The following is a 22,221-nucleotide window of genomic DNA, read 5'->3' on the forward strand; positions in this document are numbered from 1 at the left end:
CGGTCAGAAGAAGGTGCCGATGTCGCGGAACACCTGGCGGATGTCGGCCAGGCTACCGCGCGAGAACGTGCCCCGCGACTTCTCGGCCAGCTGACCGAGCACGCCGGCGTTGGCCTCGGCGCCGTAGGCGATCGTGAACACGCTGACCGCGCGCTCGCCCTCGACGGTGACCTGTTTGGTGAGCTGGTCGAGGGTCTTGCGCGAGCTCTCGTCGACGCCGTCGGTCATGACCACGAGCGCGTGGATCCGGTGCGGGTTCTTGGCCAGCGCCGCGCGCAGGCCGGTGTGGGCGGCGCTGACCGCGTCGTAGAGCGCGGTGCCGCCGGCGGCGATCGCGCCGTCGAGGCGCTGCTCGAGCATCGCGCGCGACCGGCCCAGCTCGACCGGGCCGACCGGCGGGTAGACCTTGTCGTCGAAGAACACCAGCGTCACGTGATCGCGGTCGTCGAGCGTGGCCAGGAACGCGCGCGCGCCGGCCTTGGCCTCGGCCAGCGGCTGGCCCTCCATGCTGCCGGACTTGTCGAACACCAGCGTCACCTCGCTGGCCTTCTTGTTGGCGCGCCACAGCCCGACCAGGCGCTCGAGCGTGGCGCCGTCGGGCACCTGCAGGAGCGTCTGGGGCTGCGTCGGATCGGCGCCGTGCGCGCGATCGATCGGCGCCGCGATCGCCACCGCGGGATCGGCCGGCCGGAACCCCAGCGCCAGCGCGCGGTCCTGGGCCGGGCGCGCCTTGACGTACGCGAGGAACGCGGTCGCGGCCTCGCGCTCGGGCGCGCCGACCCAGTCGGCGTCGAGGATCGCGTACGGGTGATCCGACCAGAACGTGCCCTCGACCGGGTAGATCGCGACCAGCGGCGGCGCCGGCGCCGGGTCCTTGCTGTTGGCCTCGATCACCAGGTTCTCGTACAGCACCGCCGCCGACAGGTACGTCGGGCCGCGCTCGACCATCTTGTCGATGAACAGGCTGGTCGACTTGCCGTAGTGGACGATCGAGTCCTCGACCTCGGCCAGGAACGCGGCGGTGGGCGCGGCGTCGAGATCGGCCGCCGTCAGCCCCGAGGTCTTTGCCGGTGCCGGCGTAGGTCGCGGCCAGCACCGCGAGCAGGCCCGAGTTCGAGTACTCGGGGTGGGTGTGGCCCAGCTTGAACGTGCCCCACTCGGGGCGGTCGTACGCGGCCCAGCCGCGCGGGTCCTTGCTGAGCTTGACCAGGTCGGCCCAGCCGATGTCCTTGTCGGGCCAGCCCAGCGCCTCGGCCATCGGCTTCCACATCGCGATGACGATCGGCGACAGCACGATCGGCTCGCCGGCGGGCGCCAGCGGCCTGGTGTGGTTGTCGCGCGACAGCCACGCCTGGTTGAGCAGCGCGATGTACGCGCCCGAGGCCGGGCTGTAGACGTGCGGCTTGCTGCTGCCGTCGAGGATCGCCGCCATCGCCTCGCCCGAGCCCGACGCGGCGCCGGTGACGTGGATGGGCCCGCCGCTGGCGGTGCGCGGCGCGCTGGCGTTGAACGCGGCGATCTGCTCCTCGAGCCAGGCCTTCTTCTCGCTGCCGTAGGCGATGCGTAGCTCGACGGTCGGGCCCGCCGGCGGACGCGCGGTGCCGGGCCCGGGGCCGGGACCAGACCGCTCGTCAGGCGCCTTCTTCTTGCACGCCGCCAGCGCCACCACCACCAGACCGACCAGGACCCACGACAGTGTTCGCTTGTGCATCGTCACCCTCGGCCGTACGGCTCCATTGCGTCAGCGCGGTGACAACCGCGTGGCCGCAACGAAACTCTTGAGCCGAAGGTACCAGGTCGCGCGGTCGCGGCCGGTCAGCCGGCGATCACGCCGGGACGACGCAGATGCCTGATCGACCAACCCCCGGCCGGGGCACGCGGGCCAAGGATGGCCCCGCGCAGCCGGGGTCAGGCGGACAGCGCAGACGCTGACCGGCGGATTCTGCGGGCACCGCCTGGCAGGTCACCCTCGGGCACGACGGCGGCAAGGATCGCGCACTGGCTGGGCGGCTGGCCCTGCGGGCGCGCCGGGGCCGGTGTAGCCCGCGGCGCACTCGCCACCCATCGAAGTACACATCGGCGAGCACCAGCCCATGGTCTGGCTGCCGACGCCGCCGACGCCGGTACACATGTTGCCGGCCGGGCACGTGCCTGGCGTACAGACCTGGCCGAGCGCGTTGACCCCGCCGCCGGCCGCGTCAGGGCCGCCGCCGGCCGCGTCGGGGTTGCCGCCGGTCGCGTCGCTGGTGCGCGCGTCGATGGCAGGGACGTCGTCACCGCCGCCGCTGCCGCCGCAGGCCGCGAGACCGATCGAGAGCGCGAACACAGACACGATGGAAGCAAAACGCATGGGCACCTCTTGGCGGCGGACGATGCAGCATCCGCCACCCGCGCGCGAAGTACCCACGCGGGTACATCCGCTGACAGGCGCTGGCCCGTCGAGCGAACTGCGCGCGGCACGCGCGCTGCGTCAGCGACCGGTGAGATCGACGAGGCGATGATCGCCGTCGTACACGCCGTGGCCGTCCCACTGCGCGAGCCCCGGCGACAGCTGCCGCAGCGCGGTCCACAGCGGCGCGACCAGCGCGAGCGTGGCGTCAGGCCCGCGCCCGCCCCAGTCGAGGTCCGCGACGACGACCGCGCGGCTGGCGCGCAGCCGCGGCACCACCGCCGCGCCCTGGCCGGTCGACTCGACGACGCCGATGGTGGTGCGCAGGTCGTCCTCGAACAGGTCGCCGCTGGCCTGGTTGACCTCGACCTGCCCCAGCGACTGATCGCCGTGCAGCAGCTCACCGAGGTCGATCTTGAGCGCCGGATCGATCGCCTGCAGGGCCTGGTGCAAGGCCTTCGACGTGATCGGCTGCGCCGCGTAGTACCGGACCATGTAGCCCACGAGCGGACGATACACGATCCGCTGGCGGAACAAGGTCGGCCAGCCAACCAACCCGGCGCGCGCGTGCGCGATCTCGTCGTCGCGGACTCGCCGGGGCCACCGGTCCTGTCAAGGTCGGGCGGCCAGCGAACCCGGCGCGCGCGTGCGCGATCTCGTCGCTGCGTCCTCGCCGGGTCCACCGGTTTGGTCAGCGCGCGGTCACAGGGCCTCCTCGTAGTTGTGGGCCTTGGGGTAGGTGTCGTCGACCTGGTCGATGGTCGGGCCGCCGCTGGCGCACTGCAGCGTCGACTCGAGCACCGTGGTCGACGCGAAGTTGATGATGTCCCAGGCCTCGGGCCCGGGGATGTAGGCTGGGTCGCAGTCGAACAACAGGCCGGCCGCGGCCGCGCCGCACAGCTGGTAGTCGTTGGCGATCTCGAGCAGGTCCTTGCCCGCGGCGTTCTTGGTCTCGCACAGATCGGAGAACGCGAGGTGGGCGCCGCCGACGATGCTGAGGTAGTGGCGGGGCGTGGCCGAGGTCGACCACGCGGTGTGCGCCGCCGACGGCTGGACGATGCCGTCCTGGTCGCCGGCCATGAACAGCACGCGCTCGAGCGTCGACGAGGCGGCCGCGGCCTGGTTGCCGGCCATGCTGATCACCACGCGCACGCCCGGCAGCGCGGTCGACGACGCGGCCACGCCGGCGCCGGCCGAGTGCCCGGCGACGCCGATCCGGGTGGCGTCGACGTGCCCGGCCAGGAACGCCAGGTCGTCGGTGGGCGCGCCCAGCGCGGCGATCTCGGCGGCGACGTCGCCGGCCAGGTCGCGGGCGCCGGTCGGCGTGTCGGGGCACAGCATCGTCAGGATGTCGCCGAGGATCAGGCCCGGGTGATCGGCGGCGATCACCACGAAGCCGCGGCTGGCCCAGTGCGTGACGATCGGCAGCGACTGGTGGCGGAACGCGGCGGTGCCGTGGACGAACACCACCGCCGGGTACGGGCCGTGGGCGTCGTCGAGGGGCAGGTCGCGGTAGCAGTCGCAGGTCTGCCACGGGTTGTCGGCGTCGCTGATGACGTCCTGCTGCATCGGGTTGAGCGCCTGGCGCAGGTCGTAGCGCGCCGGCGTCTGCCCAGCCTCGCTGCCGCGGGTGGCCGGGTACCAGACCTCGACCTTGCCGAGCCGACCCAGCGCGACGGTGCGCGCGCCGACCGGCCACGGCCCCCGCTCGGCCGGGTCGTGTGGCTTCGACAGGAGCGTCGCGCCGGCGCAGCCCGGGATGTCGACGACCGGCGCGGGGCCGCCGTCGTCGCCGCCGCAGGCGACGAGCGGGGCCAGCATGCCGACGACGGTGGCGAGCGCGATCGGGCGGGCGGTGCGCATGCCCGGACGCTAGCAGCGATGCGCGGCGGTGCGCGCGCGGATCATCGGCCTGGCGGCCGCGGCGAGCGCGACCGTCGCTGACCGCCCGCTTACTCGGGCTTTCGCGGTACCGTGGGGTCGATGATCCGCATCGAGCTGGCGCCGTGGCAGCCGGTCCGCACCGCGGAGCTCGTCGGCGTCGCGGCGCTGGCGGCCTTGCTCGCGGTGCTGGTGCTCGGCGACGACAGCGGCTGGACGCCGGTGGTCGACGGCGCCAACCTGGCGTTCCACGAGGCCGGCCACATGGTCTACGGCGTGTTCGGCGCCACCGCGGCGCTGTACGGCGGCGTGCTCGGGCAGCTGACGTTCCCGGTCGCGACCGCGGCGACGTTCTTCCTGCGCCGGCAGCCCCACGGCGTCGCGGTCGGGGTGATCTGGTTCGGCCAGAACCTGTGGAACATCGCGCGCTACATGGCCGACGCCCGCGCCCAGGAGCTGCCGCTGGTCGGCGGCGGCGAGCACGACTTCACCAACATCTTCACGCGCTGGCACGTGCTCGGGCGCGACACCACGATCGCCGCGTGGACCCGCGGGCTCGGCTGGGCGCTGGTGGCCGGGGCGCTGGCGTGGCTGGCGTGGCGCTGGCGCCGCGACGCGCGGGCCGCCGGCGATGGTGTATAGAACGCGCGATGAACAAGCTCGCGGCTCTCGTGATCCTCGCCGCGGCGTGCGGCGGCAAGTCGACGCCGACCACGCCCGGCAACACCGGCGGCGGCGCCAGCGGTCCGGTCTACGCGGCGCTGCTCGAGCAGGGCGCGCGCTGGTCGTTCGCGCTGACCCACAAGGTCACGCCGCCGGTCGATGACGGCCCGCCCACCACCGAGGCCGCCGGCGCGATGACCTGCACCGTCGCCATGGCGCACCCGATGGGCGACCTGCAGCTGTCCAAGATCGAGTGCGTCGGCGAGCAGGCGCCCGGCGACGGCTTCGCGCCCGCCGGCTACTGGGTGGCCAGCCCCGCCGGCCTGTGGCACCTCGACGGCTCGCTCACGATGGACGAGGTCCACGCCCAGGTCGCGGCGCTCGATCCCAAGAAGATGCTGATCGCCGCGACCCCGGCCGCGCACTCGGACCAGCTCGGCGACCTCGACAACGGCGACGGCCTCGAGGTCTTCGCCGCCAAGCCCGGCGCCGGCGGCGGCTGGTGCGTCGCCTACACGATGGCGATGGGCGACGAGGCCGGCTGGGAGCTGTGCCTCACCGCCGGCGCGATCGCGTCGGGCAGCTGGTTCTCGGCCGGCGCGACCGTCGACGAGATGAGCTACGTCGCGCAGTGAACGGTCACTCGCAGGCGTAGCCGCGGACGAGGCCGTCGGCGCTGGCGGCGACGATGACGCCGGTGGTCGGCTCGATCGCGATGTCGACCGCGGCGGCGATGGGCTCGGTGCGCACGGGCCGGAGGTCGGCGAGCGTCCACCAGGTCAGCTCGGCGCCGTCGCCGCGCTGGGCCAGGGTCACGGCGAGGCCGTCGCCGTCGAGGCGGAGCACGCGATCGATCCGGACGTCGGTGGTGGCGAGGGCGCGCGGCCCGGCCGCGAGCTGGTCGCTGTCGAACCGTGCGATGAGCTGATCGCCGGCCGCGACCACCGACGCACCGCTGGGATCGGTGGCGAGGCTGCGGAACCAGCCCTGCGCGAGACCGCCGCCGGCGCCGTTGCAGGTGTCCCAGGCGACGGCGGCCGCGGTCGGGTCGGCGAGGTCGCGCCGCTCGATCGCCGGGCAGCCGTACCACTCGCCGACCGTGAGCCAGCGATCGCCGGGGGCCAGGCGCGCGGCCGCGGCGTGCCACAAGGTCGTCGTCAGCGGGCCCACGCGCGCGCCGGTCGCCAGCTCGACCAGCGTCAGATCGCCCGCGAAGGAGTCGGTGGCGCCGGCCAGCCAGCGGCCGTCGTCGTCGAGCGCCGCCGCGACGCCGGCGGCGGGCAAGAGCGCCTGGCGCGGCCCGAGCGCGCCGGCGGCCACGATCCAGGTCGACGCGCCGCCCTCGACGTCGATCGCCGCGACCGTGCCGTCGGCGGTGGCCGTGAGCGCGGCGGTGGCCACGCCGCTGGTGGCGAGGGGCTCGCCGTAGCCCGGGCGCACGGCCGTGGCGCCGGCCGCCGACAGGTGCCAGGGCTTGACCGCGCCGTCGGCGCTGGCGATCACGAAGGACGCCCCGGCGCCCGCCAGCGCGGTGATCGGCGCGTGGACGTTGTCGACCCGCCACCGGGTCGTGACCGCGACCGCCGGATCGGCGCACCGCGCCAGCGGCGACGGCGGGACCGGCGGCGGCGGCGGCGGCGCGGCCGCGTCGGTGCAGGCGAGGGTGGCGGAGGTGAGGCTGGCGAGGGCGATGACCGAGGTGCGCATGGCGGCATCCTCAGGGGATCGGCGCTCTAACAAAAGCTTGATTATCTGACGCTACCGTTCAGTTTTCGTTGGGATGACGAAGGGCCCATCGAACGCCGACGTCGTCGATGGCCCGGGCGGCGACGACCGTCACCTGACGCGCCGTCGGGTCGGCCGTCGGGTAGATCGTGCGCCGCCGCGGCCGCGCCCTCAGCGGGCCCAGAGCTCGAGCTGGGCCTTGCCGCCGCCGGGGAGGTTGCCGTAGCGGAACTCGACGCGGCGGATCGCGCGGTTGCCGCCGGGCAGATCGATGTCGCGGCTCCACGCGCCCTGGCCGAAGACGAGGCGCGTGCCGGGGGAGAACGAGGTGCCGTCGCCGAACACCACGACGACGTCGAACAGCTCGAGCGCGCTGTGCTCGGCCTTGAGCTTGATGGTGGTGAAGCGGCCGTCGTCGCGCCCGACGGGGATGACGTCGCGATCGGCGCGGCCGTTGACCCAGCGCTCGCCGAGCTTGTCCCAGCCGGTCATGGCCTCGACCCGATGGTCGCGGGCGTCGTCACGGCGCTCGGCCGCGCGCGGCCCGGGGCGGGTCTTGACGACGCAGGCGGTGAGCGACAGGGCGAGGAAGGCGAGGGCGAAGGCGCGAGAGATCGTCATGCTGCTTGGACCATGATCTGCGCCGTTGGTTAGGACCGACCCGCGATCGAACCGGGCGGCGCGCATCCCGGCCCTTTGGGTAGAGCAACCCGCGTGCCGCGCGCAGGCCCGCGCGATCACGTCGTCGCCGGGATCTGCAGGTCCCGGTGCGGCTCAGCCTATTGCTCGTCGACGGGCACGCCGGGTCGATCTAGCAGGCCGCACGCCGCGGTCGGAGTGTACCGGCGCGGCACCAGCCCGGGCCTCACGGCGCGGTCGGCGTGTACCGGCGCGGCGGCCCGGGCCTCACGGCGCGGTTGGCGTGCGTCGGAGTGGCACCAGCCCGGGGCTCACGGCGCGGTCGGCTTGCGCCGGAGCGGCACCAGCCCGGGGCGCAGCGGCGCGGCGATGCCGGCCTCGAAGTCGACCCAGATGTTGGCGTCCTCGCGGCAGTCGTACTGTCGGCACTGGGCCGGGCGGTGCGCGTAGCACTGGCAACCGCCGTCGGTGCGATCCTGGTACGCGCACGAGCCGTGGTCGCCGTGCGGCAGGACGTAGGGCTGCTCGAGCCGCCACGCCAGCTTGCCCTCGACCAGATCCTGCTCCGACAGGCTGATGTCGTACGCGCAGCACCGGCCGTGGCACAGGTGCATGCGGCTGGCGCAGTCGATCTCGGCGCCCGCCATCCCGTACTTGTCGGGCGCGGACTCGAGCCGGATCTGCGGCTCGGTGATCAGCCGCGCGTGCTGGCGCAGGCGCGTGAGCATGCGCAGGTGGCCCTCGCCGAGCTGGCCCCGCGCGCGCAGGATCTCGAGCAGCGTCTCGACCACGTAGCCGAGCTCGGCGGCGGTCTGCTCGGCGCGCTCGCTGATCGCCATCGCGCGCCGCAGCTCGGCGCGCAGCTCGTCGAGCTCGTCCATGGACGCGCGCGCCTACAGCGACTCGGTGTTGGCGTACGGCGCGAACGTGCGGCACTGCTGGCCGCGCAGCGACGGACACGGCGGCAGCGGGCTGGGGATGCTCACGCCCGGCACCACCGGCAGCACCACGCTCGACGGGTGGTCGCCGTCGTGGCCGATCTCGTAGACCACGTCGCCGCTGAACGGCTTGTTGAGGAAGAACCACTCGGCGCGGCTGCCGCCGGGGGTGTCGACGGTCACGCGCAGGCGCGAGCCGGCGCGGACCGCGTGCTGGATGCCGGCGGTGCCGACCCGCACCTGGGTCCACGCGCCCGGCACCAGCGGCGCCGCCAGGGCCTGCGTGAACGCCGGCGCCGGATCCAGCTCGGTCGCGCCGGGGCCGCTGCCGCGGAGGCTGGCCCGGATCCAGCCCGACTGGATGTACATCTCCTGGCCGTCGGGCCGGATCTCGGTGAGGTTGACCTCGAGGTCGGCGTCGTCGACCGGCGACCGCAGCCACAGGTCGACCGACGCGGTGCCGTACATGACCGTGTCGGCGGCCAGCGGCGCGCTGTCGAACACCACCGCCGAGCCCGCGGCCGGCTGCGGCCACCGGTAGTCGGGGAGCACGTCCCAGACGTCGCCGCCCGGCGCCAGGATGCTGACGCGGCCCGCGTCCGGGTCGAGCTTGAAGGTGAACGGGGCGGCCAGCGCCGTCGGCGTCGCCGGCAGGAGCGCGCCGTCGGGGTGCGCGTACAGGCGCAGCGGCGTGGTGCCCGGCGCCGGCCAGCGCGCGAACGACTGCTCGAAGGTCGGCACCGGCTCGCCGATCGTCAGGCCGCCGGCGCCGCTCTCGAACAGCGCCCGCAGCGGCGGCTCGGCCATCCACTCGCTGACCGCGGCGTCGTAGCTGGCCGCGTTGACGAACCGGCTCGCGTCGATCCGCATGTCGTTGACGCCGAACACCGTCTCGTAGAGCTGCGGCGCGATCGCCCGCGACACCGGCAGATCGATCGGGACCCGCTTGGCCACGAACAGCTCGAGGAACGTGCCCCACTCCTGGAGCACCGCCGGCTGGAACGCGTCGATGTGGACGCCGTTGTAGACGGTCATGCGCAGCGCCGGCGAGCTCGTGAACTTGTCGAGCATCGTGAAGAAGTACGGGCCGGTCTGCTCGTCCTGCCAGGCGCTGGCGAGGAACACCGGCACGTTGATCTTGTCGACGAAGGTCGCGAGGTTGAAGCGGTCGTGCTCGGCGGGCACGTAGTAGCTGATCTGGCGCGCCTGCTCGACGTTGTCGATGTACTGGCCGTGCAGGAGCTGGTTCTCGGCGCACACCGTGTCGCCCTTGTCGACCTGGCTCTGCTCCCAGCCCTGGCCGTAGGGCTTGGCCTTCGAGATCACGTTGGTGATCCACGCGGTCGCGAAGCCATCGTTGAGGATGCCGCCGGGCAGCATCGTGGTGTTGGCGGCGCCGATCACCGACAGCGGCGCGATCGCCGCCAGGTGCGGCGGCTGGGTCTGGGCCACGAACAGCTGCGTGATGCCCGGGTACGACAGGCCGACCATGCCGACCTTGTTGTTCATCACCCACGGCTGGGCGCCGACGGTCTCGATCACGTCGTAGCCGTCGAGCAGCTGCATCGTCTCGAAGAAGTCGAACGCGCCGCCCGAGCAGCCGGTGCCGCGGATGTTGACGTTGACCGTGGCGTAGCCGAAGAACGACGCGATCAGCGCCGACGGATCGTTGGGCGCGTCGCAGATCGACGGGATGCCGTCGCACAGGCCCGCCAGCGAGCCGTCGCCGATCGGCTCGCCGGGCTTCGACGGCTCGTAGCCGGAGTAGCTGACCACCGTCGGGTACGGCGGGTCGCCGGCCGGGAACGTGATGTACGCCGACAGCGTCGTGCCGTCGCGGGTGCGGATGTACTGGTAGCCCTTGGTCAGCGCCTGGTCGCTGTAGAAGCGCGGCTCGACCTTGCTCGACTCGACCGACATGACCTCGAACGAGCGGGTCTTGAGGGCGGGCATCGCGGTGGTGGTCTTGATGACGTAGCCGTCGCCGGGGGCCAGGCCGCGGAACATCAGGCTGCCGAGCTCGTCGGTCGTGCCGACGGCGACCTGGGCGCCGGCGCGGTCGAACACCGCCAGCTCGGTGGCCGGCGGCGCGTGCGTGACGTGGAGCTGCTGGACCGAGGGCCGCACGTCGAACGGCGGGACCTCGTCGTCGCCGCAGGCGGCCACCACAGCGACGGCGGCCAGCAGGGCGCCGGAGATGAACGATCGCACGAGAAGTCGCATGGCGCGCAGCATGGCACAGCTGTCGGCGCCTGGGCGAGTCGAGTTCGGTGGCGCGCCGGCCGCGTGCGCGGCCTCACCCGCGGACGGCGGGTGCCAGGGAATGAGCGCCGCGGTGGGCCGGGTTGGATCCACATGCGCCCGCGTCCCTGGTCCCGGCTCGTCGTCCTGGCGCTGGCGCTGCTGGTCGGGTGCGATCACGCCACCAAGCTCGGCGCCGAGCACGCGCTGCGCGACGGCGGACCGCGCCCGGTGATGACCGGGATCGATCTCGCGTACCACCAGAACCACGGCGTCGCGTTCAACCTCGAGCGCGTGCTGCCGGCGAGCGGCCGCACCGCGGTGATCCTGGTGGCCGGCCTGGCGGCGCTGGGCTTCCTCGGCGCGGCGCTGTGGCGGCGGCGCGGCGCGACGTCGCTGGCGGTCGCCGGCTACGTGCTGGTGCTGGCCGGCGCGCTCGGCAACCTGATCGATCGCCTCGCGCGCGGCTACGTCGTCGACTTCATCCACGTCCACCGCTGGCCAGTCTGGAACGTCGCCGACGCCTGGGTCGTGCTCGGCGTGGCCGCGCTGCTCGTCGCCAGCCTGCGCGAGCGGCCGCCGGCCGCGCCGACCGCGCCCGCGTGAGCCGGGGCCGCTGAGTCGGTGGCCCGCCCGGGTCGCCTGCGATACCGTCGGACATGGCCCTGCGCACCCGGTTCGCCGCTCCGTTCGTGATCGTCATCGCGGGGGCCAGCGCCGGCGGCTGCGGCGACAGCACGTCGGGCGCGACGCACCCCGCGCGCGCGCCGAGCTGGCAGGTGCAGCGCACGCCGACGGGCTGCGAGGCCATGCCCCGGGTCGACTGCCCGCCGCCCGAGGTCGCGACCTGCAACCCGCCGCCGCCGCTCGCGATCGCGTGCCCGGCCGACGCGCCCGCCGGCGCCTTCCAGGTGATCGAGCAGCCGCCCGGCCACTGCACGATCGACGGCACGCAGATCGCGCTGCCGTGCCCGCGCTACGATCAGCCGCCGCCGCCCATCGACGCCGCGGTCGCCGCCGCGCCGAGCCGCCGCTGGGACGTGCTGCGCCGCGACCGCGAGTGCCTGGCGCAGGACGACCCGTGCGCGCGCCGCGTCCGCGCGCCGGATGAGCCGATACCGCCGTGCAACCCGCCCGCGCCGATCAAGATCGCGTGTCCGCCGGTCAGCGTGGTCGCGATCAGCGAGCAGGCGCCGGGCACCTGCGTGACCGTCGTCGCCGACTGCGACCCCGGCGTGAAGTGCAACCCGCCGCCGCCCGAGCCGATCGCCTGCCCGACGCCGTGAGCCGAGCGCTCACTCGCGGGTCGGCTGCTCGCGCGCGCCGGCCTCGACCAGCGCCGCCTTCTCGTCCGATGTGATCGACGCGGTCAGGCGACCGAAGTCGGCGCCCCACACGCCGGCCCAGCTCGCGACGCGCGCGCGGGTCACGTCCGCCGACGCCATCGCCAGCGGATAGACCAGCACGGTGGCCGGGTCCTTGGTGCCGAGCAACCCCAGGATCTGATGGACGCTGCGAGCCATGCCTGCTCGTACCGCATCGGTACGACATGCCGTGATCGCGCGCACGCACGCGCTGGCTCCGGGCGCCGCCGCGTCCAGTACGCTCGGTCGATGACACCGCTCGTCCAGGCGATGACGCCGCTCGCCCCATCGCCGCGCGCCTGCGCCGGTGGGACCTCCCGCGTCGCCGCGAAGCTCGTCGGCAACCCGGGCGACGAGCTCCGCGTCCGGGCGTTCCGCGGCGCGCTCGCCCTCGCGCTGTCCCTCGCCGCGTGCGCGGGCAACAGCGCGGCGGCCACCGACGCCGGCGTGTGCAGCACCTGCACCGCTGATGAGATCTGCATCCAGGTGATGCACTCGAACATCGACGACCCCTGCCAGTCGCTGGGCTTCTCGTGCGCGCCGCGGCGCCCGGAGTGCGTCGGCGCCACCTGCACACCGGGTTGCGACTTCTGGCAGTGCGGCGACGGCACCGACGCCGGCATGCTCAGCTGCTCCGACCTGCGCACCAGCCAGTGCCCGAACGCGATCTCCGGCGCGCTCCAGTGCTGGGGCCCGTGACCGCGTAGCCCAGCGGATCGACGATCGCCGCCCGCGGTGGACAGCGCGGTCGCGCCCGCCGACCATCGCGCGATGGACGCCAAGCAGGTCATCGTGATGCGCAAGGACCTGAACATGCGCAAGGGCAAGATGATCGCCCAGGGGGCGCACGCGTCGCTCAAGGTGCTGCTCGACCGCGGCGCGCTCGCCGGCGATGGCTTCGCCTTCACGGTGACGCCGGCGATGGCGGCGTGGCTGGGCGGGCGCTTCACCAAGGTGTGCGTCGGCGTGGCCTCGGAGCAGGAGCTCGAGGACGTGGCCGCGCGGGCCCAGGCCGCCGGGCTGCCGTGCGCGGTGATCGTCGACGCCGGGGTGACCGAGTTCAAGGGCGTGCCGACCCGCACCTGCCTGGCGATCGGCCCGGCCTGGGCCGACGAGGTCGACGCCATCACCGGCGCGCTGCCGCTCCTGTGACCTCCCGGTCGCCGGGCTCCCTGGAGCGGCGGTCCGGAGCGCCCGGCTGCCCGGTGAATCGCCGACCAGCGGGATCGTCTATCCTTCATCCTCACCTGGAGCCCCCCATGACGCCCCGCTGGATCACCCCGCTCCTCGCCGCCCTCGCGCTGTCCGGCTGCGCCGAGAAGAAGGCCTCGCCGCCGGCGCCGACCGCGGCGCAGCGGGCGCCCGCCGGCGTGCAGCCTCCGGGGCCGAGCCGGGATCGCCGGGTGCCGATCCGCCCGCGGCCGCAGCTGCCCGACCGGCCGGATGGCGCCGACCAGGCGCCGAGCGATCGCGCGGACCGCCCGTGGGCCGGTCGGGGTGACCCGCGCAGCCGCGAGGAGCGCCAGGCCGCGCGCACCGAGCGCCGCGCCGAGATGATGGACATGTACGACGCCGATCAGGACGGCGCGCTGTCGGACGCCGAGCGCGCCGCGATGCGCGAGAGCCGGGTCGTCGACATGATCGGGCGCCTCGACGCCAACGAAGACGGGCGCCTGACCGAGGACGAGTTCGCGCAGTTCGGCGCCCGCGGCCGCGGCCCCGCGCTCGACTTCGCGACCGTCGACGCCGACCACGACGGCGCGATCAGCGCCGAGGAGATGAGCGCGGCCCTGCCGGCCCGGGGGCCTGGCGATCGCCCGCCCGGCGCCCGCCCGGGCCGCCGCGGCTCCGATGACGGCGCGCCGCCTGCCCCGCCGACGCCGTGACGCGCGTCAGATCACGGCGCGCCAGCTGCGCGTCGGACGCCTGATCGCGCAGCGGGTCACGGCGGGCCCGCCCGTGACCTCGTAGCGCGAGGCGCCGTCGAGCGCGTGGCCGTCGCGGACGCCTGATCGCGCCGGTCACGGCGCGCGCGCCCCCGTGACCTCGTAGCTCGAGGTGCAATCGATCGCGTGGCCGTCGCGGACGCTCACCGCGCGGCGCGTCACGGCGCGCGCGCCCCCGTGACCTCGTAGCTCGAGGTGCAGTCGATCGCGTGGCCGTCGCGGACGCCTCACCGCGCGGCCGGTCACGGCGCGCGCGCCCCGGTGACCTCGGAGCTCGAGGTGCAATCGATCGCGTGGCCGTCGCGGACGCTCACCGCGCGGCGCGTCACGGCGCGCGCGCCCCCGTGACCTCGTAGCTCGAGGTGCAGTCGATCGCCTGGCCGTCGCGGACGCCTCACCGCGCGGCGGGTCACGGCGCCCGCGCCCCCGTGACCTCGTAGCTCGAGGTGCAGTCGATCGCCTGGCCGTCGACGGCGCCGTGGGCCCGCGCGGTCGCGACGCCGGTGATCGCGCCGTCGGCCAGCGCGCCGTCGGCGCGGATCAGCACCTCGACCGCGCCGCCCTGCTGGGTGCCCCAGCCGCCCACGACGAACGTGCCGTCGCCGTCGAGCCCGCCGGCGAGGCGGTCGAGGGCGAGGCTGGAGGTGTCGAGCACCAGCCGCCCGTCGGTCTGCGTCACGTCGGCGCCGCCGTGATCGACCTCGCCGACGTCGCACAGCGACGCGGTGAAGCTGCCGACCTTGACCGTGCACCGCCCCGCGCACGCGCTGGTGTACAGCGTCAGGTCGTAGCTGCCGGTCGCGTCGGCGCCGGTGGCGTCGCCCGGCGGCAGGTCGGCGACGTCGACCCGCTCGAGCAGATCGCCCGGGCCGCCGCCGCAGCCCAGCGCGAGGGCCGCGAGCGCGGCCCAACCGCGGGCGCCGGTCACGGCGCGTCCGCCAGCGCGAGGGTCAGGTCGAGATCGCGCACGATCACGTCGCCGAAGTTCCAGATCGGCCCCGCGACCCGCGCGTCGACGGTCGCGACCACCGCGGGCCCGTCGGCGGTGACCTGCAGCTCGAGCCCGACGTCGCCGATGCGCTGGCTGGCGAACGGCAGCACGTCGCCGTCGTCGGCCCGCAGCGCCCAGTCGAGCACCAGCTCGACCGTGGTCGACGTGTCGACGCCGGCGCCGTCGGCCCGCCACGCCGCGACGCCGTCGCGCTGGGTGCCCAGGCGCAGGTGCAGGTCGGTCAGGTGCAAGACGCGGGTCGTGTCGCCGAGCGCGTGCTCGAGGTCGACGTCGTCGAGATCGATCGTGAGCGCCTGGACCGCCAGGCGGTCGTCACCGACCGCGCGGACGACCACCTGGCCGCCGCGCACCCCGGGCGTCACCGGTCGCGCCACCCCGGCCTGGTCCGCGGTCAGCGCGACCGCGCCGCCGCGCAGGATCGGCAAGGCGGCGCCCGCCGCGAGCCGGCCCTCGAGCGCGCCCGCGGCGGGCCCGTCGGCCCCGTCCACGGTGCAAGCGCCGAGCGCCAGCAGGCACGCCGTGGCCATGATTGATTGAACGTTCATTCGGTTCATGCATCATTCATTGATCACGATCCTGGCCTCAGTCAACTGTTTTGTTTGGGACTTGACATGGCGCACAGATTCATCTGAACATTCATTCGGTACCAGATGGCAGTCCGTGACCCCTCCGTCGCGCCCGTGGGCGACAAGTACGACGCGATCCTGGCCGCGGCCCTGCGGCTGTTCGTCGATCGCGGCTTCCACGGCACCGCCGTGCCCGAGCTGGCCCGCGCCGCCGGCGTCGCCGCCGGCACGATCTATCACTACTTCCCCGGCAAGACCGCGCTGGTGAACGTGCTGTACCGCCGCTGGAAAGAGGCGGTCGCGCGCACGATCTACGCCGCGTTCCCGGCGACCGCGACGCCGCGGGAGCAGTTCGCCGCGATCTGGGGCGCGATGGCGACGTTCGCGCACGATCAGCCCCACGCGTTCGAGTTCCTCGAGCTGCACCACCACCGCTCGTACCTCGACGCCGAGAGCCTGCGCCTCGACACCGGCCTCCAGGATTTCGGCGCCGGGTTCGTGCGCGCGGCCCAGGCCGCGGGCGTGGTCAAGGCCGGCGATCCGCACCTGCTGATGGAGCTGGTGTTCGGCGGGTTCACGCGGATGATGCGCGCGCACTGGGAAGGCCGGCTGCCGACGCTCGACGCCGCGACGCTCGCGCTGGCCGAGCAGGCCTGCTGGGACGCGATCGCGACCCACGCCGCGGGCTGACGCGCCCGTCCCGGGCGTCGACCGGATCTGCGAACGCGTGCCTGGGGCCGTGGCCGATCAGGTCCGCGCCAGCGCGTCGAGGCACAGGCGCTTGAGCTCGTCGGCGAGCGCGGCGTCGCGGCGCGCCAGCCCGAGCAACCCGTCGACCAGCGCCGGCGTCGGGATCGCGGTCAGGGCCTGGCGCAGCAGGTCGACGCCGCGCTCGGCGTCGACGCGCTGCCGCTCGAGGTGCGCCAGCGTGATCGCGACCGTGTGCTTGCACAGGTGGCGCTCGAGGCCGACCGGGCACGTGCACGCGTAGGCCAGGCCGTCGGCGCGCACCCACAGCCGCACCGCGTAGGGCGCGCGCGTCGCCTCGGTCGGGCGCACGACGCCGCGCAGCTCGCCGGGGCCGGCGATGACCTCGGCCACGCGGCCGGCGGCGAAGCAGCGCTCGCCGCGCTCGAAGGTCCGCACGCCCGCGATCGTCGCGATCGTGCCGCGGTGCAGGATGTTGGCGATGCCGGTGTCCACGCGCCGACGATCGCACACGCCGGCCGGGCGGTCAGCCCTCGCCGGTGCGGACGAACTTCTCGACCGTGCTCGCCCTCAGCCCTCGCCGGTGCGGACGAACTTCTCGACCGTGCTCGCCCTCAGCCCTCGCCGGTGCGGACGAACTTCTCGACCGTGCTCGCCCTCAGCCCTCGCCGGTGCGGACGAACTTCTCGACCGTGCTCGCCCTCAGCCCTCGCCGGTGCGGACGAACTTCTCGACCGTGCTCGCCCTCAGCCCTCGCCGGTGCGGACGAACTTCTCGACCGTGCTCGCCGTCAGCTTGAACGCCTGGCGGACGCGGCCGCGCCGGACCTCCTCGTCGGTCGCGACGTCGGTCACCACCAGGATCGCGTGGGGATCGTCATCGTCGATCGCGACGTCGAGGTCGGCCTTGACCCGCGCGCCGGCGTCGGTCGTGAACGTCAAGGTCCTGTGCAGGGCCGCGCGCGCCGACTGCTCGTGGCGCCGCAGCACCTCGCTCGCGGTCTTGACCAGCGTGGCGAACGCGCCGGCGTCGAGCGGCTTGGGGTTGCGCTTGTCGCGGCCCATCGTCCACGGCCCCACCAGCGCCGGCTCGTCGTCGCCCACGCGGGTCATGGCCACGGCCCAGCCGTCGTCGTCCTCGTTCTTCTGGACCTGCGCGATCCAGCCGGCCTTGCGCCAGCGGGTCGGCTCGGTGATGTCCTCGGGAGTCGTCTCCATCGGGTCACCCTAGCCCGCCCCCATGACGCTCGACGCGGCGCGGCAGGTCGCACGCGCACTTGCATAACGTGCGCGACCAGAACTTCTGGGCGCGCTCGCGCGTTGCTCGGGTATGGCGATCCCCGACTCGTCCCGTCCCCTCGCGCCCGCGCACCTCGCCCCACCTGTGCGCGTCGAGCCGGCGCCGCGCGTCGGCGCGATCGCGACCGCCGCCGCGGTCTCGGTGGCGCTCGCCGCGGGCCTCGGCGGCGGGCTCATCGCCGCCAGCGCGCCCCGAGCCCACGCCGATCCGTGCGCGCTGCCCGCCGGGCTCGAGCTGACGGCGCTCGACGACGCCGATCGCAGCTGGATCGCGCACCGCACCCTGGCGTGCATGGACGTCGCGGCCGGCCGCATCGACGCCGCCGCGTATCGAGCCACCATCGCCGAGCTCGATCACCCGACGCCGACGCCGGTCGCGACGCCGGCGGCGCCCCCGCCGCCCGCCACGGCCAAGATGGTCTGGGCCACGCGCGTGCTCGGCTTCTCGTCGCAGTGGAGCGACGACGCCTGGTCGGCCGCGCGCGTGCTCGGCGCGCCCGACGTCGAGGCGCTCGGCACCGACGCGCCCCAGGCCTGGGCGTCGCGCGGCGCCGACGATCGCGACGAGTGGATCGAGGTCGCGCTGGCGCAGCCGACCCGCCTCGCCGGACTCCGCGTCATCGAGTCGTACAACCCCGGCGCGATCACGCGGGTCGAGGTCGCGGACGCCGACGGCGCGCGTCGGATCGTCTACTGGGGCGCGGCCGCGCCGCTGGGCCCCGCCGGCCACGAGCTGGCGGTCGCGCTGGGGTGCGCCCAGGCGCCGGTCGCGAGCATCCGGGTCACCCTCGACTCGCGCGCGGTGATCGGATGGAACGAGCTCGACGCCATCGGCGGCGTCGCCTGCGAGTGACCGCGGCGCCGCCCGCGCGTGACCGGCGCGACCTGCCCGCGACGCCTGGCGACGCGCGCGGGCTTCGGCGATGCTGCCGCCATGAGCCTCGCGGTCACCGTCGGCATGCGCGCCCAGCTGACCCAGGACGCCGAGGGGCGCGCCTACTTCGAGGAGGAGCTGGCGCGGCTCGATCGCGCGCTGATCGCCGCCGGCCACGCGCCCCACGTCGAACCCGCGACGTTCGACGTCGAGGTGCTGCCGTACGCCGACCACGTCCCGTACACCTGGTTGCACCTGCTGCGCCGGGCCTACGCGCACACCCGCCCCGGCGCGGCGCCGTTCGCGCCCGCGCCGCTCGACTTCGATCCGATGGCCGATCCGCTGCTCGACCTCGAGCTGACGGTCCACCTCGATGCGCACCTGTGCTGCCACTCCGACGCCGAGGGCTACTACCTGCCGGTCGACCTGGCCGAGATCATCGACGGCGACGTCACCGGGGGGCTGATCGGCTCGTCGGTGGCGCTGGTGCGCGAGCTGCGCGCGGTCGCCCCGCTGCTCGGCATCCCGGTCACCGCGGCCGGCGTCAGCAGCGCGGTCGCCTACAGCCTGCGCGAGACCGACCAGCTCGATCCGCTGCACCGCGAGCGGATCACCTGGGGCGTGCTCTGGGCGACCGCCACCGCCAGCGTCGCCAGCGGCGCGCTGCTGGTGTTCCACTGACGGCCCCGGGCCCGGCACCGCGCGCTATCCTGCGGCGGTGCCGACCCTGGCCTGGGCCACCGACGTCCACCTCGACTTCGTGACGCCGCGCGAGCTCGACGCGCTGGCCGCGCAGCTCGCCGCGGCCGGTCCCGACGGCGTCGTGCTCAGCGGCGACCAGTCGACGGCGACCGCGCTGGTCGGGCACCTCGAGCGCCTGGCCGAGCGGCTCGCGCGCCCGATCTACTTCGTCCTCGGCAACCACGACTGCTACGGCGGCAGCATCGCCGAGGTCCGCGCCCGCGCCCGCGCGCTGACCGCCGCGTCGCCGTGGCTGCGCTGGCTGCCGGCGTGCGGGCCGATCGACCTCGGCGACGGCTGGGCGCTGATCGGCCACGACGGCTGGGGCGACGCGCGCGCCGGCGACCCCGACGGCTCGGCGGTCGAGCTCAACGACTGGTACCAGATCCGCGAGCTCACCGGCCTCGATCGCGCGACCCGCTGCGCCGCGCTGCGGGCGCTCGGCGACGAGGCCGCGGCCCACCTCGCGCGCGCGGCCGCCGCCGCGCTCGCGCGCGCGGCCAAGCTGCTGGTGGTCACGCACGTGCCGCCGTTCGCCGACGCCTGCTGGCACGACGGCCGGCGCTCCGACGACGCGTGGCTGCCGTGGTTCACGTGCGTCGCCGCGGGCGACGCGCTGCGCGCCGCGATGGCCGCGCACCCCGACGCCCGCGCGCTGGTCGTGTGCGGCCACACCCACGGCGGCGGCCAGGTCGACGTCGCGCCGAACCTGCGCGTGCTCACCGGCGGCGCCGACTACGGCGCGCCGGTCGCGCAGGCGCCGCTGGTCCTGCGCTGAGGTTCAGCCGGCCTGTCGCCAGGTCGCCAAGGCCTCCGCCGTCGGGGGCAAGCCCCGATAGCGCCCCCACTCATGACGCGAGCCTCGGCGCGCGGACCGGTGCCCGAAGAACTGACAGGCGCTGAGCGACCGCGGCCGCCAGCCCGCGCCCGATCCGCTCAGCGCGGCGGGGACGTGACCGTCAGCGGGATGTCGACGGTGTGCTCGATGCGGCGGCCGTCCTCGCGCTGCAGCCATAGCTGCGCGCGCAGGTGGTCCATGCTGCACTGCTCGATGTGCAGCTCGCCGGCCGCGAAGCCGGTGTCGGCGTCGGGGTGCTCGGCCGCCGGCACCGCCTTGACGACGAAGCCCTCGAACGACAGCGGCATCGTCGTCGGCTCGGTCGGGCACTCGACGAACGTCACCTCGAGCGACGCGAGCTCGGGATCCGCCGGCGTCGGGGTGAACGCGAACGTCACCTGGTTGACGCCGGCGCAGCTGAAGCAATAGGTCCCGGTCGGGCGCGGCGGCGTGCTCGCGCACCCGGCCACGACGATCGCTGCGAGGCCGAGCCCGGACGACGACGTGCGCATGACCCGTCATACCGCGGCGGCGCCGGCGAAGAGAAGGCCCGACCGCCAGCTCACGGCGCGGTGTCGAGGCCGTCGCAGTGGCTGGCGAACAGGTGCCCGACGACGGTCCCGGCCGCGAAGGTGAGGTCGACGTCGAGGGCGATCAGGCCGTCGGGGTGGCTCGGCGCCGGCGCGCCGACGCAGCTCGGGCACACGTCGGCGGCGACGGGGGTCACGGTCACCGCGGTGGCGGCCGCGCCCAGCGGGCCGCCGAGCAGATCGCCACGGAAGTCGAGCAGGTTCCCCGGCGTCGTCGTCGGCGCGGTGGTCGTCGGCACCGGCACGGCGCCCAGGATCAGCGTGTAGTCCGGCGTCGGCGACGTCATCGTCGGGCAGCCGGCCGCGCCGCCGCGGTGGATCTCGACGTAGAGCGTCGGCGGCGCGCCGGTCGCGATCGTCACGCCGTAGATGGCGTGATCGAGCGTGCGCACGGCGGCGCCGAAGCGCGCGGTCAGCGCGGTCGTGCGACACGCGCCCGCGCAGGTCGCGGGCAGGCCGGCGTCGAGGCCCGCGGCGTCGTCAGCGATCACGGCGGCGTCGGGCGCGCTCGACGCGTCGCCGCACGCGCCCGGGAGCACCGCCAGCGCGAGCAGCCATCTCAGGGTCGCGGCCATGCGCGCATCGTACTACGCGCGCGCGCTACTTCGCCGCGCCGCCGAGGGCGTCGGTGAGCTGCTGGTAGCGCACGCCGACGTACGAGCCGATCGCCGCGGGCAGCGCGGGCGCGGCGCGGAGGTGCGCGACCAGCGCGCTGTCACCTGCGGCTCGGTACTGATCGACCAGGCCGTCGTGCCGCGCGCACGCGGGCGTGCGCACGTCGCCGAGGAACGCCATGCCCGCGCCGGGCCCGCACCGGCCGAAGCTGGCGTCGGCGCCGCCGGTCACGCGGGCGAGCTCGATCGGGTCGACGATGAGCGAGAGTGCGAGCATGGGAGCGCTCCGACGAGAGGTCGTCGAGGCTGGGGTGGTGCAGGCGACGTGCCAGCGGCGCGACACCCGCGCGCGTCCTGGTGACGCCCTCCGCCTGGGGTGGCGCGCTCCGCTGCGCCGACCTCGGTCAGCACGCGCGCGCGCCCGTCAGCGGATCGCGGGGCTCACGGGATGCACTCGCACGCGTACTCCTGGGTGCCGTTGTCGAACCAGTCGTAGAACTGTCCGCTGCTGCTGACCAGGACGTAGATCTCGCCCATGCGCGCGTTGGGCTGCCCGGGCGCGAACGGTGGATTCGCGAAGGTCTGGTTCTCGACCGTGGTCCAGATACCGTCGCGCTGCGGATCGGAGATGCCGGCCCAGTAGAACGGCGAGCTGCCGTTCGGATTCACGAAGCTGTAGACCGCGGTCGCTTCACCGGTCGTCTCGGGGATGACGAGGTAGCCACCGTCCGACCTGCAGTCGGCCGCGGCGCTGGTCCACAGCGTCAGCGTATTGACCCGTCGATACCGTGACGTGGCCGGCGCCCCGGTGACCGCCTGATAGCCGACACAGCGCGGCTGGGCGTCGATCGGCTGGGCGTCGATCGGCTGGGCGTCGATCGGCTGGGCGTCGATCGGGCGGGCGTCGATCGGCTGGGCGTCGATCGGCTGGGCATCGATCACCTGGGCGTCGATCACCTGGGCGTCGATCACCTGCGCGTCGATCACCTGGGCGTCAGGCGCCGCATCGACCGCCGCCGCGTCCAGGTCGGCGTCGGGCGTTGCGCCGCCGTCGCCCGGGCCGTCGATCGTCGCGGCGTCCAGGGTCCCCGTGGCGGCGCGCGGATCGAATGCGCACGAGGCCAGGACGATCAGGGCGAGGTACCGCATCGCTCCACCCTAGCACCGGCCGCCGGAGCCCGGGGCTCGACCGCG

At 74.5% G+C, this 22,221-nt stretch carries 28 protein-coding genes and 1 pseudogene; 11 read left to right on the top strand and 18 right to left on the bottom strand.

Annotated elements, in window-relative coordinates; genetic code table 11:
• Nucleotides 1-3: 3 nt before the first annotated feature.
• From IPL61_26860 to IPL61_26880, 5 genes and pseudogenes are all read right to left on the bottom strand, one after another.
• On the bottom strand, nucleotides 4-948 hold the full coding sequence (locus IPL61_26860) for a VWA domain-containing protein (protein MBK9034842.1): 945 nt from the start codon (nucleotides 946-948) through the stop codon (nucleotides 4-6).
• A gap of 121 nt (nucleotides 949-1,069) precedes the next feature.
• Nucleotides 1,070-1,711: pseudogene (locus tag IPL61_26865) on the bottom strand (substrate-binding domain-containing protein).
• 252 nt (nucleotides 1,712-1,963) lie between these two features.
• Nucleotides 1,964-2,332: a hypothetical protein gene (locus tag IPL61_26870; protein ID MBK9034843.1), complete on the bottom strand. Its 369-nt coding sequence runs from the start codon at nucleotides 2,330-2,332 to the stop codon at nucleotides 1,964-1,966.
• A gap of 138 nt (nucleotides 2,333-2,470) precedes the next feature.
• On the bottom strand, nucleotides 2,471-2,893 hold the full coding sequence (locus IPL61_26875) for a hypothetical protein (protein ID MBK9034844.1): 423 nt from the start codon (nucleotides 2,891-2,893) through the stop codon (nucleotides 2,471-2,473).
• 198 nt (nucleotides 2,894-3,091) lie between these two features.
• On the bottom strand, nucleotides 3,092-4,252 hold the full coding sequence (locus IPL61_26880) for a hypothetical protein (GenBank protein MBK9034845.1): 1,161 nt from the start codon (nucleotides 4,250-4,252) through the stop codon (nucleotides 3,092-3,094).
• Nucleotides 4,253-4,372: 120 nt separating this feature from the next.
• On the opposite strand from IPL61_26880, the gene IPL61_26885 reads away from it, so the two are divergent.
• Together IPL61_26885 and IPL61_26890 are read left to right on the top strand one after the other, a co-directional pair.
• Complete coding sequence (locus IPL61_26885; protein MBK9034846.1) at nucleotides 4,373-4,912, top strand: hypothetical protein; 540 nt, start codon at nucleotides 4,373-4,375, stop codon at nucleotides 4,910-4,912.
• An 8-nt stretch (nucleotides 4,913-4,920) separates the two neighbouring features.
• Nucleotides 4,921-5,568 (top strand): hypothetical protein, encoded by a 648-nt coding sequence (locus tag IPL61_26890; protein MBK9034847.1) that lies wholly within the window; start codon nucleotides 4,921-4,923, stop codon nucleotides 5,566-5,568.
• 4 nt (nucleotides 5,569-5,572) lie between these two features.
• Here the strand turns inward: IPL61_26890 and IPL61_26895 are convergent, their stop codons facing one another.
• From IPL61_26895 to IPL61_26910, 4 genes are all read right to left on the bottom strand, one after another.
• Nucleotides 5,573-6,640: a hypothetical protein gene (locus IPL61_26895; GenBank protein ID MBK9034848.1), complete on the bottom strand. Its 1,068-nt coding sequence runs from the start codon at nucleotides 6,638-6,640 to the stop codon at nucleotides 5,573-5,575.
• A gap of 189 nt (nucleotides 6,641-6,829) precedes the next feature.
• Complete coding sequence (locus IPL61_26900; GenBank protein MBK9034849.1) at nucleotides 6,830-7,279, bottom strand: hypothetical protein; 450 nt, start codon at nucleotides 7,277-7,279, stop codon at nucleotides 6,830-6,832.
• Nucleotides 7,280-7,608: 329 nt separating this feature from the next.
• Nucleotides 7,609-8,178: a YkgJ family cysteine cluster protein gene (locus IPL61_26905; protein ID MBK9034850.1), complete on the bottom strand. Its 570-nt coding sequence runs from the start codon at nucleotides 8,176-8,178 to the stop codon at nucleotides 7,609-7,611.
• A gap of 12 nt (nucleotides 8,179-8,190) precedes the next feature.
• Nucleotides 8,191-10,458 carry a CocE/NonD family hydrolase gene (locus IPL61_26910; GenBank protein MBK9034851.1) on the bottom strand — a complete coding sequence of 756 codons (2,268 nt, stop codon included), beginning with the start codon at nucleotides 10,456-10,458 and terminating at the stop codon, nucleotides 8,191-8,193.
• A gap of 132 nt (nucleotides 10,459-10,590) precedes the next feature.
• Between IPL61_26910 and lspA the strand changes: the two genes are divergently transcribed.
• Entirely contained in the window at nucleotides 10,591-11,082 is a 492-nt protein-coding gene (gene lspA, locus IPL61_26915; GenBank protein MBK9034852.1) for a signal peptidase II, read from the top strand.
• Nucleotides 11,083-11,135: 53 nt separating this feature from the next.
• Nucleotides 11,136-11,762 (top strand): hypothetical protein, encoded by a 627-nt coding sequence (locus IPL61_26920; protein MBK9034853.1) that lies wholly within the window; start codon nucleotides 11,136-11,138, stop codon nucleotides 11,760-11,762.
• 9 nt (nucleotides 11,763-11,771) lie between these two features.
• Here IPL61_26920 and IPL61_26925 read toward each other — a convergent pair whose 3' ends face one another.
• The gene (locus IPL61_26925; protein MBK9034854.1) at nucleotides 11,772-11,999 is read right to left on the bottom strand and encodes a hypothetical protein; all 228 of its coding nucleotides are present in this window, start codon (nucleotides 11,997-11,999) and stop codon (nucleotides 11,772-11,774) included.
• 90 nt (nucleotides 12,000-12,089) lie between these two features.
• On the opposite strand from IPL61_26925, the gene IPL61_26930 reads away from it, so the two are divergent.
• The 3 genes from IPL61_26930 to IPL61_26940 all read left to right on the top strand — a co-directional run bounded on the left by IPL61_26930 (nucleotide 12,090) and on the right by IPL61_26940 (nucleotide 13,726).
• On the top strand, nucleotides 12,090-12,539 hold the full coding sequence (locus IPL61_26930) for a hypothetical protein (protein ID MBK9034855.1): 450 nt from the start codon (nucleotides 12,090-12,092) through the stop codon (nucleotides 12,537-12,539).
• Between the two features lie 72 nt (nucleotides 12,540-12,611).
• A complete protein-coding gene (pth2, locus tag IPL61_26935) occupies nucleotides 12,612-12,992 on the top strand; it encodes an aminoacyl-tRNA hydrolase (protein MBK9034856.1) in 381 nt (126 codons plus the stop codon).
• A gap of 401 nt (nucleotides 12,993-13,393) precedes the next feature.
• On the top strand, nucleotides 13,394-13,726 hold the full coding sequence (locus IPL61_26940) for an EF-hand domain-containing protein (protein MBK9034857.1): 333 nt from the start codon (nucleotides 13,394-13,396) through the stop codon (nucleotides 13,724-13,726).
• A 469-nt stretch (nucleotides 13,727-14,195) separates the two neighbouring features.
• On the opposite strand, the gene IPL61_26945 is transcribed toward IPL61_26940, so the two are convergent.
• Both IPL61_26945 and IPL61_26950 read right to left on the bottom strand, forming a co-directional pair.
• Nucleotides 14,196-14,714 carry a hypothetical protein gene (locus IPL61_26945; GenBank protein ID MBK9034858.1) on the bottom strand — a complete coding sequence of 173 codons (519 nt, stop codon included), beginning with the start codon at nucleotides 14,712-14,714 and terminating at the stop codon, nucleotides 14,196-14,198.
• Nucleotides 14,711-15,325, bottom strand: a complete 615-nt coding sequence (locus IPL61_26950) for a hypothetical protein (GenBank protein MBK9034859.1) — start codon at nucleotides 15,323-15,325, stop codon at nucleotides 14,711-14,713. The genes IPL61_26945 and IPL61_26950 overlap by 4 nt, the downstream gene beginning before the upstream one ends.
• A 123-nt stretch (nucleotides 15,326-15,448) precedes the next feature.
• Here IPL61_26950 and IPL61_26955 point away from each other — a divergent pair, with 123 nt between their 5' ends.
• Complete coding sequence (locus tag IPL61_26955; GenBank protein ID MBK9034860.1) at nucleotides 15,449-16,054, top strand: TetR/AcrR family transcriptional regulator; 606 nt, start codon at nucleotides 15,449-15,451, stop codon at nucleotides 16,052-16,054.
• A 57-nt stretch (nucleotides 16,055-16,111) separates the two neighbouring features.
• Here the strand turns inward: IPL61_26955 and IPL61_26960 are convergent, their stop codons facing one another.
• Nucleotides 16,112-16,567: a hypothetical protein gene (locus IPL61_26960; protein MBK9034861.1), complete on the bottom strand. Its 456-nt coding sequence runs from the start codon at nucleotides 16,565-16,567 to the stop codon at nucleotides 16,112-16,114.
• Nucleotides 16,568-16,818: 251 nt separating this feature from the next.
• The gene (locus tag IPL61_26965; protein ID MBK9034862.1) at nucleotides 16,819-17,289 is read right to left on the bottom strand and encodes a hypothetical protein; all 471 of its coding nucleotides are present in this window, start codon (nucleotides 17,287-17,289) and stop codon (nucleotides 16,819-16,821) included.
• Nucleotides 17,290-17,455: 166 nt separating this feature from the next.
• On the opposite strand from IPL61_26965, the gene IPL61_26970 reads away from it, so the two are divergent.
• From IPL61_26970 to IPL61_26980, 3 genes are all read left to right on the top strand, one after another.
• Nucleotides 17,456-18,223 carry a hypothetical protein gene (locus IPL61_26970; protein MBK9034863.1) on the top strand — a complete coding sequence of 256 codons (768 nt, stop codon included), beginning with the start codon at nucleotides 17,456-17,458 and terminating at the stop codon, nucleotides 18,221-18,223.
• An 81-nt stretch (nucleotides 18,224-18,304) separates the two neighbouring features.
• Entirely contained in the window at nucleotides 18,305-18,925 is a 621-nt protein-coding gene (locus tag IPL61_26975; GenBank protein ID MBK9034864.1) for a hypothetical protein, read from the top strand.
• A gap of 37 nt (nucleotides 18,926-18,962) precedes the next feature.
• Nucleotides 18,963-19,763, top strand: a complete 801-nt coding sequence (locus IPL61_26980; GenBank protein MBK9034865.1) for a metallophosphoesterase — start codon at nucleotides 18,963-18,965, stop codon at nucleotides 19,761-19,763.
• Between the two features lie 158 nt (nucleotides 19,764-19,921).
• Here IPL61_26980 and IPL61_26985 read toward each other — a convergent pair whose 3' ends face one another.
• From IPL61_26985 to IPL61_27000, 4 genes are all read right to left on the bottom strand, one after another.
• The gene (locus IPL61_26985) at nucleotides 19,922-20,335 is read right to left on the bottom strand and encodes a hypothetical protein (protein ID MBK9034866.1); all 414 of its coding nucleotides are present in this window, start codon (nucleotides 20,333-20,335) and stop codon (nucleotides 19,922-19,924) included.
• Between the two features lie 50 nt (nucleotides 20,336-20,385).
• Nucleotides 20,386-20,988 (bottom strand): hypothetical protein, encoded by a 603-nt coding sequence (locus IPL61_26990; GenBank protein ID MBK9034867.1) that lies wholly within the window; start codon nucleotides 20,986-20,988, stop codon nucleotides 20,386-20,388.
• A 25-nt stretch (nucleotides 20,989-21,013) separates the two neighbouring features.
• The gene (locus IPL61_26995; protein MBK9034868.1) at nucleotides 21,014-21,304 is read right to left on the bottom strand and encodes a hypothetical protein; all 291 of its coding nucleotides are present in this window, start codon (nucleotides 21,302-21,304) and stop codon (nucleotides 21,014-21,016) included.
• Between the two features lie 164 nt (nucleotides 21,305-21,468).
• Nucleotides 21,469-22,176: a C-type lectin domain-containing protein gene (locus IPL61_27000; GenBank protein MBK9034869.1), complete on the bottom strand. Its 708-nt coding sequence runs from the start codon at nucleotides 22,174-22,176 to the stop codon at nucleotides 21,469-21,471.
• Nucleotides 22,177-22,221: the final 45 nt, after the last annotated feature.

It is taken from the genome of Myxococcales bacterium, assembly GCA_016717005.1.
Classification (GTDB): domain Bacteria; phylum Myxococcota_A; class Polyangia; order Haliangiales; family Haliangiaceae; genus UBA2376.